This window comes from Lentzea sp. NBRC 105346, assembly GCF_030269605.1.
In the GTDB taxonomy this organism is placed as follows: Bacteria; Actinomycetota; Actinomycetes; order Mycobacteriales; family Pseudonocardiaceae; genus Lentzea.
Window position 1 is genome coordinate 94,621 of sequence record NZ_BSTQ01000013.1, and the last position, 15,133, is coordinate 109,753.

Consider the following 15,133-nt stretch of genomic DNA (forward strand, 5'->3'; position numbering starts at 1 on the left):
ACCTGTGGTCAACCCATCACGCTCGGTAGACTGGCGTCGGGCTGTCCCCCCAGGGATGGGTGGGGGCTGTCCGTAGTAGGGTATGGCGCTTGCGCGCATTTCGTCGTCATTGCGACCCCGCGGCCACCAACGTCGCCGTGATGGGTTCGAGCTCCGTGATCAGCTCGTCGAGCTCGGCAGCAGACAGGGCGTCATACGGCGTGGCGGCGAGCTCGTCGGTCAGAGCTTCGATGCGTTCCTGGGTCTCGCGGCCGGCGTCGGTAAACCGGCCGTCGGCATCGACGAGCCCGCGCGAGCGCAAGCCGTCCATGACCGCGGCCAGCCGCGCCTGAGGCAGGTGGTGGATGCGCCCGAACGACTCCGGCGGGTGGATGCCCTGCGCGATCGCGGAAAGCACATGAGCCTCCGTGCCGCCGATGCGCGAGCAGACGAGAGCGGCGATGTGCCCGTCACCGCGGTGCTCGCGCAGCATGGTCGCGGAATGCCACAGCCGGGCGACCGGGTCGCTCGGCACCGGGAGCGTGCGCATCCCGGCGTACATCACTCGGCCTTCCGTGGGCGCACTCGTCGCGGCGAGCGTGGTCAGGTCGGCGGCGCGCACGAGGCCTGGCGAGTCCGCGAGAGCGCCGAGGATCCGGCGCAGGGAGGCGGCGCTGCCCCGCTCCCGCGCCGCGACGGACGCCGAGGGCGGGATCGTCTCCCACGCGCTCGGGATGTGCCGCGCGGCCTCCCCCTCGGCGAAGTTGTAGAACGCCGCGTGCACGACCTGCGCCGGCACCCGCCCCAGCGGCGCGGCGCGGCTGGCGAAGTAGCCGTCCCAGTAGTTGCGGTGGCCGAGTGCGGCCAGCTCCTCGTTGCACTCGTCCGCGAAGAAGGTGACCAGGCAGATCGGCTCCAGGAGCTCGAACATCCGACGGGCGACGTTCATGGCCTCGATCCTGCCAGCGGTCACGCCCCGGTAGCGCCCAATTCCGCTATCCCCGAATGCTCGTCAGAACCGACAAGATCCTGGACGTCGGCGCTGAAGCTAGCGCAGCCGAGCTGACACCGAAGCCACCGCGCGCTGAGCCGCCACCCGGTCCACGAGAGTCGACTCGCCACCGGAAACGACCTGCGACCCGGCCACCCACACGTCGGTCACCCGCCGCGACCCCGACCCCCACACGAGATTCGCCAGCAGCTGGGACGAAGGAGTGTCGAGACCGCAGGCGAACGCCGGGTCGTCGGCCGCGACGTGCACGACGTCGGCCCACCGGCCGCTCTCCAGAGCGCCGATGTCCGACCGTCCCAAAGCCGCAGCGCCCTCACGCGTGGCCATCAACAGGGCACCGGCGGCACCCAGAGCCGATGCGTCCAGAGAGGTGACCCGCGCGTACAGGGCCGCCAGGCGCATCTCCTCGAACAGGTCCAGGTCGTCGTTGGACGCCGGGCCGTCGGTCCCGAGTCCGACGTTCACCCCGGCCTCGCGGAGAGAAACAACGGGAGCGACGCCGGACGCCAGCTTGCCGTTCGAACCGGGGCAGTGCGCGACGCCGACCCCGTGCGACGCGTAGATCTTGATGTCCTCCGGCGACAGGTGCACGGAGTGCGCGGAGAGCACCCGGCCGCCCAGAACCCCGGCGGACGCCAACAAGCGCGGCACCGAGCCGTGGGACTCGCGCTGCGCCAGGTCCTCGTCCTGTGCCTCGGCGACGTGGATCTGCATCAACGCGCCCCGCGCGCGAACCAGATCGGCAATCGAGGCCAAAGCCGAGGGCGACAGCATGTACGCGGAGTGCGGGCCGTAGCCCAGCTCGATCCGCTCGCCGGGTCCGAACCGCAGACCGTCGGCGTCGATCCAGCGGGTGATCGCGTCGGTCATCGAACGCCACGGCATGCCCGGCAGGTCGAGGATCGCGCTGCCGAACACCACCCGCGAGCCCGCCTCCAGCACCGCGGACACCAGTTCCTCGCCGTGGAAGTACATCTCGGCGCTGGTCGTGACGCCGTTGCGCAGCATCTCGACGGCGCCGAGCAGCATGCCCGTGCGCACGTCGGCGGGCGCCAGCCGCGCCTCCGCCGGCCAGATCGCCTCACGCAGCCAGCGCAGCAGCGGCAGGTCGCTGCCGAGGCCGCGCAGCACCGTCATCGGGCTGTGCGCGTGCGTGTTGACCAGGCCGGGAAGCAGGATGCCGGTCAGCCTGCGCACGTCACCGTCGAACGACGGCGCCTCCGACACAGGGCCTACGAACGAAATACGCCCATCAGAGGAGATATCGACCACCGCGTCCCGCAGAACCGTGCAGGACTCGTCACAGGGCAGGACGACCGGAGCATGCAGGCGCAACGACATGCAGTGAATCCTATGTATGTGACCTGAGTCACTTTGATGCATACAAGTGAAAACCGCTGGGAACCCACGCCCCGTGTCGGGTGCGGGCTGACCCCCAGGGCCTGCCCCGACCTCTAACTTCTCCCCAACCGAGGGGCCCGTCGCGATCTTCGCGGCGGGCCCCTCGTGCAACCTCGGGCTGACACGCGCGTCTTCAAGATCGAGATAAGCGAGCAGGAGGTAACGACATGTCGAAGAAGCCCTGCACGAACCGCGGTGATTTCCGGCGTGCGCACAAGCCGTCGACGCCGAAGCCGCCTAAGCGATCGGCAACGAAGCCCTGACGGTCCAGCCGCGGGGCTCCCGCCGCCCCGCGAAGAACGTGCCGCCCAGCAGTTCCACGCGCTCGCGCATGCCGACGATGCCGTAGCCGCCCGATCCGCCCACCGGCGCGTGCGACTGTCCGTCGCCGTCGTCCTCGACGAGAACATGCACGTGTCCGTCCGAAGTAGACAGTGATACATCTACAGAAGACACACCGTGTGCGTGTTTCCGAGAGTTCGTCAGCGACTCCTGTACCAGCCGCAGTACGGAACGGCCCAGCTCCGGCGGTACCTGCACGGAAAGATCGAACGACAGGCGCACCGGCTGGCCGGATTCCTCCGCCAGCCTGCGCACGTCGTCGGCCAGGTCGCTCGGCGGCGCGCCCGTGGGTGAGGCGCCGCGCAGCGTTCCGACCAGGCGGCGCATCGCGGTCAACGCCTCGTTGCCGCTCTGCGTGATGATCGGCAGAACCTGTTGTGCGGCCTGGGCGTTCAGCTGCCCCGCCTGCGAGTGCACGACGATCGCCGTCACGTAGTGCGCGACCACGTCGTGCAGTTCTCGGGCCAGCGCCATGCGTTCCGCGTCCTGCGCGGCGGTGATCTCCCGCTCGACCACGCGGACTCGGTCCCGGTCGCGCGCCCGGAAGTACAGGCCGGTGCCGACCGACAACAACAGCAGGATGGTGCCGCCGAAGTAGTACACGGACAACGGTTCGCTGTACTGCCACCGCTCCAACTGGTAGCTCAGCCGGAGTTTCTCGGCGGCCGCGATTCCGCCGAGGACCGCGGTCGTGCCCAGCACCGCGCGCCACGGCGTCGCTTGACGAACCACGGTCGCGACGATCGCCATCGACGCCGCCACCTCGCTGAACACCGCTCCGCTGATGAACATCTGCGGCGCCGGCGCCACGTGCAGCCACCGCAGCAGGACCGAGCTCGCCACCAGAGCGGCCGCGGCCGCCAGTGCCGCGTCGAACGGCCGTCGCGGCGCGAGAACCGCGATGACGAACAGTGCCACCGAGCCCGGCACCTGCCACCACATGCGACCGTCGTCGAAGTTGCTCGCCTCGAGGCCCATGAACAACAGCAAGGCCGTGGCGAGCGGCCACTGTCGCTTCGCGAGCGCGCGCCACCCCAGGTCCGAGCTCTCCACGGCGATCACCGTAGATCCTCTGGGCCCATCCCGCGTCGTTCTCCGGTCTGGCCGGGCATCAGCCAGAAGGCTGAGTGGCCGACCTGCGGAAACACTCTCCCGGCGGATGCCGGATTACGAGCACATAACTCACTCTGGATGCAGAAGGTCGGGGAACGGAGGACACGATGTTGGGAATTGTGCTCACTTGGGCAGCCGCGGTCGCGGGTCTGGTCGTGCTGGGACTCATGGCGCTTTCGGGCGTGATGATCGACTCGCAGCGATAGGAGTCCGCACGAAAACCGAAGCCAGTGGTTGATGGGGAAGTCAAGCACTGGCCCAGGTACGTCGAACAGCGAACACTCAGGCGCTGGTCGCCTCGGCCAGCGTTTTCTGGCGCAGCAGCTCGGCCAACCGGCCGTGCGGTCGCGTCTCCTCCACGGCACCGGGGCCGAACCGCGCCGGTGAACCGGTACGAGCCCGTTGCGCCGCAACGGGATCCAGCCGGAAGGCGGGCCGTGCCGGCGACGGCTTCTGCCGGGAACGCAGCCAGGCCAACCGGTGCAGCGCCTCGGCGTGGTGGTCGGTGATGGTCACCTGCGCCTTGTCGAACGAGTGCAGCACGGCCCGGTTCAGGTGGACGGTCGCCAGGTCGCGCCACAACGTGCGCTCCGACGAGGTGTCGAGGCCGAGCGCCTGGGCGACTTCGCGGGCGGCACCGTAGGCGCCCTCGTCGGCGAGGCTGCGCGCACCGATCTCGGCGCCGACGAACCACGAGTTGAACGGCGCCGCGGGGTAGTTGATGCCGCCGATGGTGAGCCGCATGTTCGAGATCACCGGCACGGAGTGCCAGCGCAGCCCCAGTTTCCTGAACGCCGGGATGTCCGGGTGCTCAAGCTGAACCTCGTGCACGACCTCGCGCGGCATGGTGAACAACCGCGGTCCCTCGTGCGCGGTCTCCACGACCAGCGGCAGGTAGTCGAACCGCGACCGCCGCTCCGGCGGCACCCAGCCCATGCCCTGCATGGTGTCGGTGAACTGCGCGTAGCGCGGATCGCCCATGCCGTCGGCATATCCGGCGTAGCGGATCAGCTGCTCGTTCCAGATGCACGGACCCGGCGTGCCCGGAGTGTCCGGTGCGAACACCGTGACGAGCGGCCGGATCTCGCCGTCGTTCGTCGCGAGGCGCAGGTGCTCGACGCACTCGCCCGCGACGGCCGCGGCATTGCGGTAACCGCGCAGATCTCGGACTTTCAACCGCCGCCACGGCACACCCGAGGTGCACCAACCGGAATCCCGCAGCGCGATCCGCGCGCCGTACGCGAGTTCGTGGGTGGTGTGGCGGTATGTTCCGGTCTCGGCGACCTCGGCCCGCACCTGCGCGATGCGTGCGCTGACGGAGCCGGCTTCGGAATGCGCGACGTGGAACATGCGGAGGAACTCCTCCGCGACATCGAGGTCAACTGCGGTCACGGCGCGAAACCTATGGCCGGAACGGCTCCACTCGTCACCGCCACTCGGGGCACATCGGGTGATCAACACGTCCCAGTCGATCGGGTGAAATGTCGACCGAGCGTGGTTGCGTCGACCAGCGGAAAGATCGCCTTGATTACACGGTCAGGTGACGTTGTTCCGCTTGAACATCAGATCGTGGCTGATTCGGCCCTCGTCGACCGCCCGCTGCTCGAACTTCGTGACGGGTCGCCAGTCGGGCCGCGGCGCCCACCCGTCGTACATGTTGTCCAGCAACGGAGAGGCCGAGCACACCTCGAGCATCTGGTCCGCGTAGTGCTCCCAGTCCGTCGCCAAGTGCAGCACCGCGCCCGGCGCCAGCCGCGACGCGAGCAGCGCGATGAACGCCGGCTGCACCAACCGTCGCTTGTGGTGCTTCTTCTTCGGCCACGGGTCGGGGAAGAAGATCCGCGCGCCGCCCAACGCCCCCGGCGCGACGTGCTCGGTCAGCAGGTCGACCGCGTCGCCCCGCAGCACCCGGAGGTTGTCCAGCCCGCCGAGGTGCTCGGCCCGCAGCAGCAGCTGCGCGAGACCCGGCTTGTAGACCTCGACGGCCACGTAGTTCAGCTCCGGTGCGGCGGCGACGAGCTGTGCCGTCGTCTCGCCCATGCCGGAACCGATCTCCAGCATGACCGGCGCCTCGCGGCCGAACCACGACGTGAAGTCGAGCGGCCCGTCGGGCAGCGTCTTCACGTCGTGACCGAGCTTCTCCCAGTGCGTGTTCCAGGCACGCTCCTGCCCGACGGTCATGCGCTCGCCGCGCTGAACGAAGCTGACGATGGAACGGTGGTGCTCAGGCCTGGTCACGGCCGTACAGACTAGGCGATGAGCTCGATGTCCTCGATCTGCGCACGCAGGTCGGCCACCGTGAACTCGATGGGCTGGCACAACCCCGGACCGCGATGCGCGGGCAGCAGGTCGATCCAGCCGGGGTGCCGGTCGGTGAACTGGACGGTCGTCGGCTCGGCCGGCCCGTAGACGCCGCTCTCCGACGGGACGAACTCCCAGTAGCCCACCTCGCCCGCGGCCACCCACGGCACGAACACCCAGCCCGGCCGGTTGATCAGCAGGTCGGTGACGTCGTCCTCGATCGCGTACCCCGCCGCGCGGGACGGCAGCTTGCCGCGGGCCAACGCGCGCAACCACCACGGTGCCGGCGGTGCCGGCTCGACCTCGCTCACGGAGCGGTACAGCGCGAGCACCTGCTGTTCGTCGGCTCTGTCGATCCAGGATCGTCGCGCCTGTGCCGGGGTGAGGACCATGTCGGCGGATGTCGACTCGACCGCACTTGCCCATTCGAGCCCGACCATCGGCTCGACCCGAAGTCCATGTTTTCGATCTTGGACCGTCACGGGTTCACCTCCGTGGAGTTTTCGCGACGGGTGTGTACCCCATACCAGCGGTTTACGAACCCGAAGTCATTGTCCAGAGGCCAATTTCACGCGTTGTTAACGACAGTCTTACGAGTGATGTGAGGCCGGGCACGTTGCATCCGGGGCTGGTGCGGCGATGTAGGGAACGTGCCGCTGATGCCCGCCCTCGCCCTCGTGCTGCCCTTGTTGCTCGCGGTGCAGTCGATCGAGGAGCAGGAGTGGCACCTCGACGCGTTGGACGTCTACACGGCGCAGGAGATCAGCAAGGGCGACGGCGTCGTCGTCGCGGTGATCGACTCCGGGGTGGACGCCCAGCATCCCGATCTCGCCGGCCAGGTCCTGCCCGGCACGGGGTTCGGCAGCTCCAAGGGCACCGACGGAACGACCGACACCGACGGCCACGGCACGGGCATGGCGGCGTTGATCGCGGGCAAAGGTGGCCAGGGCGGGGTGCGCGGGATCGCTCCCAGGGCCAAGATCCTGCCGGTCGCGTCCGCCGAGAAGGAGCAGTTCGCACTCGACGTCGTCGCGGACAGCATCCGCTGGGCGACCGACCACGGCGCCCGCGTGATCAACATGTCGCTCGGCTTCACGTCGTCGCTGACGCCTTCGCTCGTCCGCGCCGTGAACTACGCCATCGAGAAGGACGTCGTGCTGGTCGCCGCGACCGGCAACGAGGGCGGTGCCGTCTCCGCGCCCGCCAACATCGGTGGCGTCATCGCCGTCGCGGGCACCAACCGGATGTCCGAGCCGTGGAAGTCGTCCAACACCGGTGAGGACACCGTGCTGGCGGCGCCCGCAGAGGGGGTCGTCACCGCGTCGCCCACGTCCGTCTACTCCACCGGCTACGCCGAGATGGACGGCACGTCGGCCGCGTCCGCGATCGTGTCCGGGGTTGCGGCGCTGGTCCGCGGCCGGTATCCCACGATGTCCGCTCCGGACGTCGTCAACCGCCTGATCCGCACGGCCAAGGACATGGGCGAGCCGGGCCGGGACAAGGCCACCGGCTTCGGCATGGTCGACCCGGTGAATGCGCTGACCGCGGACGTCCCACCGGTGACGCGCAACCCGCTGCTGCCGCCGCCGAAACCGTCCACCACGGCGCCGCCCGCCACCGAACCGGTGCCGGCGATCGCCGCCACGCCGGACGAGAACCGCGTGCCGTTCGTGCTCGGCACGATGCTGGTGGTCGGGTTCATCTGCACGCTGCTGGTCGCGATTCCGGCCACCCGGTCGCGGCGCCGCTACGTGCCGGTGCCTGTGTACGGCGGCTGGACTCCGCCGCCTCCACCGCAACCGGTGTGGCCGACCTCGGAGTGGGCGCCGGTCGAGGATCCGCTGACCCCCGACCCGGTCGCCCCGGACGCGACGGAGTGGGAGATCCCGGATCCGGGTCCCGCCGAGCCGGTCGAACCGTGGGTCGAGGCGGCTCCGGCCGAGTCCGCGCCCACCGAATCGGCCCCTACCGAGTCCACGCCGTCCTCGTCGGACTAGCTGTGCGCGTGGTAGTCCACGGCCTCGCTCGTCAGCTGCATGAACGCCTCCTCGAGCGAACCGCGCTGCGGGCTCAGCTCGTGCAGCACGACGCCCTGCTCCGCGGCCATCTCCCCGATCTCCGCGGCGGACAGCCCGTGCACGACGAGCGCGTGGTCGACGGCGTCCTCGATGACGGTGGCCCGCGCGGCGAGCAGCTCCCGCAGCCGATCGGCCTGCGGTGACCTGACGCGCACGCGGTCCTCGGTGGCGTCGTGGATGAACTGCTCGGTCGTGGTCTGTGCGATCAGCTTCCCGCGCCCGATCACGATCAGGTCCTGCGCGGTCTGCGACATCTCCGACAGCAGGTGCGACGACACGAAGACGGTCCGGCCCTCGTCCGCGAGCCGGTGCATCAGCTGCCGGATCCACAGGATGCCCTCGGGATCGAGGCCGTTCACCGGCTCGTCGAACAGCAGGATCTCCGGGTCGCCGAGCAACGCGCCCGCCACGCCGAGCCGTTGCGACATGCCGAGCGAGAACCCGCCCGCGCGCTTGCCGGCGACCGCGGTGAGCCCGACCATCTCGAGCACGTCGCCGATGCGCGACGTGGGCAGTCCGTTGGAGCGAGCCAGCCATTTCAGGTGTGAGTGGGCGGACCTGTTGGGGTGCACCCACTTCGCGTCGAGCAGCGCGCCGACCTTGCGCAGCGGGTGTTTCAACGACGCGTAGTGCTGACCGTCGATGAGCACGTCACCGCCGTTGGGCCGGTCCAGCCCGAGGATCATCCGCATGGTCGTCGACTTGCCCGCGCCGTTGGGCCCGAGGAAACCGGTGACGCGGCCGGGGCACACGGTGAACGACAGGTCGTCCACGGCGATCGTCCGGCCGTAGTGCTTCTTCAACCGCACCGCTTCGATCACGAGAACCTCCAAGCGCAATGGGGCGCGGACCACACCCCCGACGGGTGGTCCGCGCCCCTCTTCTCAGGCGTCGCGCCGCTTGGCGACGACGAGCGCCACGATCAGCAGGCCGACGGAGACGGCCGCGAAGTAGCCGAGCGATCCCCAGGCCCCGAACGGGTACTTGATCGGGTCCGGTTGCAGTTCCGGACCGCCCGCGGTGAGGAAGTGGTTGCCGTTCACGAAGGGCATCCAGCGCTGAATCTTCTCGCCGATCTTCGGGATGATCCCGATGAGCTGTTCGACGATCAGCGCCCACACCAGCAGGATCGAGACCGCGGCCGCGGTGTGGCGGACCAGGATGCCGACGGCCAGCGCGAGGATCGAGCCGACCAGGAACACCAGGCCGACGCCCGCGACGTTGCGCCACTCCACCGCGCTGTTGATCGCGATGTCGGCGTTCGGCTTGATCAGCTTGCTGATGCCCCACTGTCCGAACGCGACGGCCTCGCCGATCAGGCCCGCCATCACCGCCACCACGGCAGTCTTCGCGACCAGCGCGGAGACCCGGTTCGGCACGGCGAGGAACGTCGCCTTGATCGTGCCGAAGCGGTACTCGGTGGTGACCGCGAGCGCGGCCATGACCAGCACCACGTACATGCCGAACGAGTAGAACGCCTGGGTGAGACCCACGGTCAGCGGGAACTCGGCGCTCGTGTTGGCGGCGATCAGCGCGGCGATGCCGGTCGTGATCACCAGTGCCAGCGCGGCACACCACCACGGCGAACGGGTGGAGAAGAGCTTGATTCTTTCGACTGCCAACAGAGTCATCGGTTCACTTCCCGATCTCGGCGTGGTACTCGACAGCATCGCCGGTCAACTGCATGAACGCCTCTTCGAGCGAGCCGCGCTGCGGGCTCAGCTCGTGCAGGACGAGACCGTGAGCAGCGACGATGTCACCGATCTGGTCACTGGTAGCACCCGTTACGGACAACGACGAATCCCCGTTGTCGCGGACGGTGAAACCCTTGTGCACGAGCAGCGGCGCGACCTGGCCGAGCTGCGGGCTGCGGACCTTCACCGCGGACTCCGACGAACGGTCGACGAACTCCTGCGTTGTGCTCTGCGAGATCAGCTTCCCCTTGCCGATCACGACGAGGTCCGACGCGGTCAGCGCCATCTCCGACAGCAGGTGCGACGACACGAGCACCGTGCGGCCTTCCTTGGCCAGCCCCTGCATGAAGTTGCGGATCCAGAGGATGCCCTCCGGGTCCAGGCCGTTAACCGGCTCGTCGAACAGCAACACCTGCGGGTCGCCCAGCAGCGCCGCGGCGATCCCCAGCCGCTGCGACATGCCGAGCGAGTACCCGCCGGCCCGCTTACCGGCCACCCCGGTCAGCCCCACGGTCTCCAGCACCTCGTCCACACGCCGCGCGGGCAGCCCGTTGGACTTGGCGAGCCACTTCAGGTGCGCCCTGGCGGACCGGTTCGGGTGCACCCACTTCGCGTCCAGCAACGCGCCGACCGTCCGCAGTGGACGGTGCAGCCCGGTGTACGGCTTGCCGTCGATGAGCACCCGGCCCGCCGTGGGGCGGTCGAGACCGAGGATCATCCGCATCGTCGTCGACTTGCCCGCCCCGTTGGGGCCGAGGAAGCCGGTCACCCGGCCGGGCTCGACGGTGAACGACAGGTTGTCGACGGCGACCGTCCTGCCGTATCTCTTGGTGAGGCCGATCGCCTCGATCATGGTTTCTCCCCTGGTCCGGTTCTGGGAGAAAGCCTGGCTTGAAGTGGTGTCAGCACACATCGGTCCCGCGTCGCGTCGGTGCGTCAACTTCCGGCTGGGGAAAGATGGCCTTATGGGTTACACCGATGCTCCTGAAGGCTGGTGGCGCGAGTTCGTGCTGGCCTCGCCCGCGAAGACCGGCAAGCTCGCCGTCACCCGCAAGGACGGCTCACCCCACGTCGCGCCGGTGTGGGTCGACATCGACGGTTCGGACCTGGTCTTCTTGACGCACAAGGACACCATCAAGGGCAAGTCCATCCTGCGCGACGGCCGGGTGGCGCTCTGCTTCGACGACGAACAGCCACCGTTCCACTTCGTCACCATCGCCGGCCGTGCCGTGGTCGACGAGGACCCGGATCAACTTTCGTATTGGGCGGGTCGTACCGCGGCCCGATACATGGGCGCCGACCGCGCCGACGAATACGCCGCGCGCAACGGTGTGCCCGGCGAGATGGTCGTCCGGGTCAAGATCGACAAGATCAGCGCGAAGGTCAACGTCTCCGACTAGTCAGGCGGGGAAGAACCGGGAGAGGACGGTCGCGAGGCCGTCCTCCAGCACGGTGTCCGTGACCGAGTCGGCGACCGCCTGCACGGTCGCCGGCGCCTGGCCCATCGCGACACCGTGCGCCGCCCAGCGCAGCATCTCGACGTCGTTGCGCCCGTCGCCGACCGCCAGCGTGTCCTCGGGTGACACGTTCAGGTGAACGCGCAGCTCCTCCAGCGCCGAGCCCTTCGTGACCCCCAGCGGCACCGCGGTCAGCCACGGCTCCGTGTGGTCGACCGACCACGCGACGTCCGGCAGTTCCAACTCGCGAACGGCGAACGCCAGCTCCTCGGGCGTGTGCCCGATCCAGCGCATCACGAGCCGCGGCGTGTCGATCGCGGCGACCTCGTCGAAATCGCCGAGCGTCAGCACGCCCCACAGGTCGCCGTCGGGGAACCGGCCGAGCGACATGTTCCCGATCCCGGTCTGCTCCACGGCGAACACCGCACCCGGCAGCAGCTCGCGCAGAACCTTGATCGTCGGGCCGGGGGAGAACGTCGTGCGCTTCAGCACCTCACGCGTCTGGTGGTCCCACCAGACGGCGCCGTTGGAACACAGGGAGATCCCGGGCAGCCCGAGCTGGTCGGCGATCGGTGTGGTGCCGATGAGCGAACGCCCGGTGCACAGCACCACGTGCACGTCGTGCGCGGCGACCCGCGTGACGGCCGCGTGCACGGCGGGGGCGATGTCGTTGGTGCCGAGATGGGCAAGCGTGCCGTCGATGTCGAGCGCGACCAGGCGAGGTCTCCAGTTCACTGGCACCACCCTAGGCGAAGGTTAGTGAATTGTGGTTCACTAACGGTGTGGCCCGACCGCGCACCATCACCGACGAGCGCATCCTGGATGCGTTGGCGCAGGTCATCGACCGCAAAGGGCCCGAGTTCACGATCGCGGACGTCGCCGCCGAGGCCGGCGTGAGCGTGGGGGCGGTGGCGAAGCGGTTCGGCTCGAAGAGCGGCCTGCTGCAGGCGTTGACCAAACAGGGCACCGAAGACGTCGTGCGCCGGATGCGCGCGGCCGGCAACGTGCGCGACGCGCTGCTGACGTGGTTCGACCGGCTCGCCGACCCGGAGGTCGCGACGAACAACCTCGCCCAGCTGGGCGTCGACCTGATCGACCCGGAGCTGCGCGCGCTGCTCGCCAAGCACTACGCGGCACTGGAGGACGAGCTGTTCGTCATGTGCCGGCGGGAAGACCTCCCGCCCAACGCGGCGCGGGTGCTGTCCGCGCTGGTGTACGGGATCTCGATGGACTGGTCGGTGCGACCGCGCGGCGACCTGATGGAACGGATGACGGAAGACCTGGACAGCGTGCTGGAGGGGTGGCGCTGATGGCGTCCTGGGCCGAGTTCACCAAGACGGAACCGGAGTTCGCCGAGTTGGTACGGAAGTGCTTCGCCAGGAACAAGCACGCGTTCCTCGCGACCATCCGCCGGGACGGGTCGCCGCGCCTGAGCGGCATCGATCCCGAGTTCACCGGCGGCGAGCTGGTGATCGGCAGCATGACGGGCGCGATGAAGACCCGCGACCTGCTGCGGGACCCGCGCTTCGCGTTGCACAGCACCAGTTCCGACCAGACGATGGCCGAGGGGGACGCGAAGGTGCGCGGCACGATGGTCCGGCGCGAGTCGACGAAGGATGGAGACACCTTCGTCGCGGACATCACCGAAGCCGTGCGGATCACCGTTGAGGGCGACGAACTGGTGATCGTGTCGTGGCACGAGGGAAGGGGAATCTCCCGTGCCGTCAGAAAATGAATGGGGGACCGATGGCGACCTGGCAGGAGTTCGCGGACGAGGAACCGGAGTTCGCCGCCGACGTGCTGGCGCGGCTGACCGCCGGTGGGCACCTGCTGCTCGCGACGTTGCGCAAGGACGGATCGCCGCGCATGGGCGGCCTCGACCCGAGCGTGATCGACGGCGAGCTGTGGCTGGGAATGATGCTGAACTCGTGGAAGGCCCGCGATCTCAAGCGGGACCCGCGGTTCGCCGTGCACACCACACCGGGTGAAGGCACCAACGGCGACGTGCGGATCAGCGGACGCGCCGTGGTGCACGAGGACAAGGAACCGTATCTGCGCGCACTGTTCGAGCGAACCGGCTGGCGGCCGGACGACCTCGACCTGTTCCGCGCTGACATCACCGAAGTCGTCCGGGTCACTCTCGAAGAGGAGATGGTGATCCGGTCGTGGCACGAAGGAAGGGGTTTGACCCGTGCCGTCAGAACCTGATCTGTCCGGGAAGATCGCGGCCGTCACCGGAGCGACGCGCGGCGCCGGACGGGCGATCGCCGTCGAGCTCGGTGCCGCGGGCGCCACGGTGTTCGTCGGCGGACGCACCACCCGCGAGCAGAAGTCCGACATCGGCCGCGACGAGACGATCGAGGAGACCGCGGAGCTGGTGACGAAGGCCGGCGGCAAGGGCATCGCCATCCGGTGCGACTTCACCGTCCCGTCCGATGTGGACAACTTCGCGGCGCAGATCGAGCGGCTCGACATCCTCGTCGACGACGTGTGGGGCGGTGAGAGGCTCGTCGAGTGGGGCAGGTTCTGGGAGCACGACCTGGAACGCCAGCTGAAGATGTGGCGCAACGGGATCGAGTCGCACCTGGTGGCGTTGCACAAGCTCATGCCGATCCTGGTGCGCACCGAGGGCGGGCTGGTCGTCGAGGTCACCGACGGCGAGGACGACGAGCAGTACTACACGAACCTCACCTACGACGCGGTCAAGGCGTCCGTGCGGCGGTTCGGGAAGATCCTCGCCAAGGACCTCAAGGACACCAGCGTCACCGCGGTGTCCGCGACGCCGGGGTTCCTGCGGTCAGAGCACATGCTGGAGCTGTTCGGGGTCACCGAGGCGAACTGGCGTGACGCGATCGCGAAGGTGCCGCACTACGCGATGTCCGAGACGCCGCACTACTTCGGGCGCGGGCTGGCGCACCTCGCGGCGGACCCCGACCGGCACCGGTTCCACGGCCAGTGCCTGTCGTCGTGGCGGCTCATGCGCGAGTACGGGTTCACCGACCTCGACGGTTCGCAGCCCGACTGGGGCAAGTGGTACGAGGAGGTCGTCAAGCCGGGCGTCGATCCGTCCACTGTGGACGCCTCGAAGTACCGCTAGGCGTCGCCCGGCCGCACCAGCCCGGTCTCGTAGGCCAGCACGACGGCCTGCACGCGGTCCCGCAGTTCGAGCTTGGCCAGGATCCGCCCGACGTGCGTCTTCACGGTCGCCTCGGACAGGAAGAGCTTGCGCGCGATCTCCGTGTTGGACAGACCCTTCGCGATGAGCACGAGCACCTCGCGCTCGCGTTCGGTCAGCACGTCCAGCACGGAGGCGTCGCGCAGCTCGCCGCCGCCGTCGCCGAGGAACCGGCCCAGCAGCCGCTTCGTCACCGAGGGCGAGACCACGGCGTCACCAGAGGCGACCGCCCGCAGCGCCGACACGAGGTCGTTCGGCGGCGTGTCCTTCAGCAGGAACCCGCTGGCGCCGTTGCGCAGCGCGGAAAGCGCGTACTCGTCCATGTCGAACGTGGTCATGACGAGCACCTTGGCCGTGCCGGCCTCGGTGATCTGCTTCGTCGCCTCGACACCGTCCATCACGGGCATGCGGACGTCCATCAGCACCACGTCGGGGCGCAGCTGGTCGGCCATCTGCACGGCGTCCAGGCCGTCGGCCGCCTCGCCGACGACGTCCACGTCCTCCTGGGCGCCGAGCACCATGCGGAAGCCCATGCGCATGAGCTCCTGGTCGTCGACGAGCAACACTCTGATCACGGTCAT

The 15,133-nt window shown here is 69.0% G+C and carries 17 protein-coding genes; 6 read left to right on the plus strand and 11 right to left on the minus strand.

Going from position 1 to position 15,133, the window contains the following annotated elements:
• Nucleotides 1-106 precede the first annotated feature (106 nt).
• The 6 genes from QSK35_RS26200 to QSK35_RS26225 form a co-directional block, all read right to left on the minus strand.
• Nucleotides 107-928: an SCO6745 family protein gene (locus tag QSK35_RS26200; protein ID WP_285750162.1), complete on the minus strand. Its 822-nt coding sequence runs from the start codon at nt 926-928 to the stop codon at nt 107-109.
• A gap of 99 nt (nt 929-1,027) precedes the next feature.
• On the minus strand, nt 1,028-2,332 hold the full coding sequence (locus QSK35_RS26205; protein WP_285750163.1) for an amidohydrolase family protein: 1,305 nt from the start codon (nt 2,330-2,332) through the stop codon (nt 1,028-1,030).
• A gap of 297 nt (nt 2,333-2,629) precedes the next feature.
• On the minus strand, nt 2,630-3,787 hold the full coding sequence (locus QSK35_RS26210; protein WP_285750164.1) for a sensor histidine kinase: 1,158 nt from the start codon (nt 3,785-3,787) through the stop codon (nt 2,630-2,632).
• Nucleotides 3,788-4,129: 342 nt separating this feature from the next.
• Nucleotides 4,130-5,239 (minus strand): nitric oxide synthase oxygenase, encoded by a 1,110-nt coding sequence (locus QSK35_RS26215; protein ID WP_285750165.1) that lies wholly within the window; start codon nt 5,237-5,239, stop codon nt 4,130-4,132.
• Nucleotides 5,240-5,383: 144 nt separating this feature from the next.
• The gene (gene trmB / locus QSK35_RS26220; RefSeq protein ID WP_285750355.1) at nt 5,384-6,028 is read right to left on the minus strand and encodes a tRNA (guanosine(46)-N7)-methyltransferase TrmB; all 645 of its coding nucleotides are present in this window, start codon (nt 6,026-6,028) and stop codon (nt 5,384-5,386) included.
• A 68-nt stretch (nt 6,029-6,096) separates the two neighbouring features.
• Entirely contained in the window at nt 6,097-6,630 is a 534-nt protein-coding gene (locus QSK35_RS26225) for a hypothetical protein (RefSeq protein WP_285750166.1), read from the minus strand.
• Nucleotides 6,631-6,807: 177 nt separating this feature from the next.
• Here QSK35_RS26225 and mycP point away from each other — a divergent pair, with 177 nt between their 5' ends.
• A complete protein-coding gene (gene mycP / locus QSK35_RS26230; protein ID WP_285750167.1) occupies nt 6,808-8,145 on the plus strand; it encodes a type VII secretion-associated serine protease mycosin in 1,338 nt (445 codons plus the stop codon).
• Here mycP and QSK35_RS26235 read toward each other — a convergent pair.
• The 3 genes from QSK35_RS26235 to QSK35_RS26245 all read right to left on the minus strand — a co-directional run bounded on the left by QSK35_RS26235 (nt 8,142) and on the right by QSK35_RS26245 (nt 10,773).
• Entirely contained in the window at nt 8,142-9,047 is a 906-nt protein-coding gene (locus QSK35_RS26235) for an ATP-binding cassette domain-containing protein (RefSeq protein ID WP_285750168.1), read from the minus strand. The genes mycP and QSK35_RS26235 overlap by 4 nt on opposite strands.
• Nucleotides 9,048-9,110: 63 nt before the next feature.
• Nucleotides 9,111-9,857: a hypothetical protein gene (locus QSK35_RS26240; protein WP_285750169.1), complete on the minus strand. Its 747-nt coding sequence runs from the start codon at nt 9,855-9,857 to the stop codon at nt 9,111-9,113.
• Nucleotides 9,858-9,861: 4 nt separating this feature from the next.
• Entirely contained in the window at nt 9,862-10,773 is a 912-nt protein-coding gene (locus QSK35_RS26245) for an ABC transporter ATP-binding protein (RefSeq protein WP_285750170.1), read from the minus strand.
• A gap of 112 nt (nt 10,774-10,885) precedes the next feature.
• Between QSK35_RS26245 and QSK35_RS26250 the strand changes: the two genes are divergently transcribed.
• The gene (locus tag QSK35_RS26250; RefSeq protein WP_285750171.1) at nt 10,886-11,320 is read left to right on the plus strand and encodes a PPOX class F420-dependent oxidoreductase; all 435 of its coding nucleotides are present in this window, start codon (nt 10,886-10,888) and stop codon (nt 11,318-11,320) included.
• Here QSK35_RS26250 and QSK35_RS26255 read toward each other — a convergent pair whose 3' ends face one another.
• Nucleotides 11,321-12,112 carry an HAD family hydrolase gene (locus QSK35_RS26255; RefSeq protein WP_285750172.1) on the minus strand — a complete coding sequence of 264 codons (792 nt, stop codon included), beginning with the start codon at nt 12,110-12,112 and terminating at the stop codon, nt 11,321-11,323.
• Between the two features lie 47 nt (nt 12,113-12,159).
• Here QSK35_RS26255 and QSK35_RS26260 point away from each other — a divergent pair, with 47 nt between their 5' ends.
• Genes QSK35_RS26260 through QSK35_RS26275 form a run of 4 tightly spaced genes read left to right on the plus strand, consistent with a single transcriptional unit; the run spans nt 12,160 to nt 14,474 of the window.
• Nucleotides 12,160-12,687, plus strand: coding sequence for a TetR/AcrR family transcriptional regulator (locus tag QSK35_RS26260; protein WP_285750173.1), 528 nt, complete (start codon nt 12,160-12,162; stop codon nt 12,685-12,687).
• Nucleotides 12,687-13,112 carry a pyridoxamine 5'-phosphate oxidase family protein gene (locus QSK35_RS26265; protein ID WP_285750174.1) on the plus strand — a complete coding sequence of 142 codons (426 nt, stop codon included), beginning with the start codon at nt 12,687-12,689 and terminating at the stop codon, nt 13,110-13,112. Before QSK35_RS26260 ends, QSK35_RS26265 begins: the two co-directional genes overlap by 1 nt.
• A gap of 11 nt (nt 13,113-13,123) precedes the next feature.
• Entirely contained in the window at nt 13,124-13,585 is a 462-nt protein-coding gene (locus QSK35_RS26270) for a pyridoxamine 5'-phosphate oxidase family protein (protein ID WP_285750175.1), read from the plus strand.
• Nucleotides 13,569-14,474 (plus strand): SDR family oxidoreductase, encoded by a 906-nt coding sequence (locus QSK35_RS26275; RefSeq protein ID WP_285750176.1) that lies wholly within the window; start codon nt 13,569-13,571, stop codon nt 14,472-14,474. The genes QSK35_RS26270 and QSK35_RS26275 overlap by 17 nt, the downstream gene beginning before the upstream one ends.
• Here QSK35_RS26275 and QSK35_RS26280 read toward each other — a convergent pair.
• Nucleotides 14,471-15,127, minus strand: coding sequence for a response regulator (locus QSK35_RS26280; protein ID WP_285750177.1), 657 nt, complete (start codon nt 15,125-15,127; stop codon nt 14,471-14,473). The two genes, QSK35_RS26275 and QSK35_RS26280, sit on opposite strands and share 4 nt — an antisense overlap.
• Nucleotides 15,128-15,133: the final 6 nt, after the last annotated feature.

Coding starts and splice junctions, on each gene's coding strand:
- QSK35_RS26265 (WP_285750174.1), top strand. CDS start 12,687: ATGGCGTCCTGGGCCGAGTTCACCAAGACGGAACCGGAGTTCGCCGAG.
- QSK35_RS26270 (WP_285750175.1), top strand. CDS start 13,124: ATGGCGACCTGGCAGGAGTTCGCGGACGAGGAACCGGAGTTCGCCGCC.
- QSK35_RS26200 (WP_285750162.1), bottom strand. CDS start 928: ATGAACGTCGCCCGTCGGATGTTCGAGCTCCTGGAGCCGATCTGCCTG.
- QSK35_RS26240 (WP_285750169.1), bottom strand. CDS start 9,857: ATGACTCTGTTGGCAGTCGAAAGAATCAAGCTCTTCTCCACCCGTTCG.
- trmB (WP_285750355.1), bottom strand. CDS start 6,028: ATGACCGTCGGGCAGGAGCGTGCCTGGAACACGCACTGGGAGAAGCTC.
- QSK35_RS26205 (WP_285750163.1), bottom strand. CDS start 2,332: ATGTCGTTGCGCCTGCATGCTCCGGTCGTCCTGCCCTGTGACGAGTCC.
- QSK35_RS26245 (WP_285750170.1), bottom strand. CDS start 10,773: ATGATCGAGGCGATCGGCCTCACCAAGAGATACGGCAGGACGGTCGCC.
- QSK35_RS26250 (WP_285750171.1), top strand. CDS start 10,886: ATGGGTTACACCGATGCTCCTGAAGGCTGGTGGCGCGAGTTCGTGCTG.
- mycP (WP_285750167.1), top strand. CDS start 6,808: ATGCCCGCCCTCGCCCTCGTGCTGCCCTTGTTGCTCGCGGTGCAGTCG.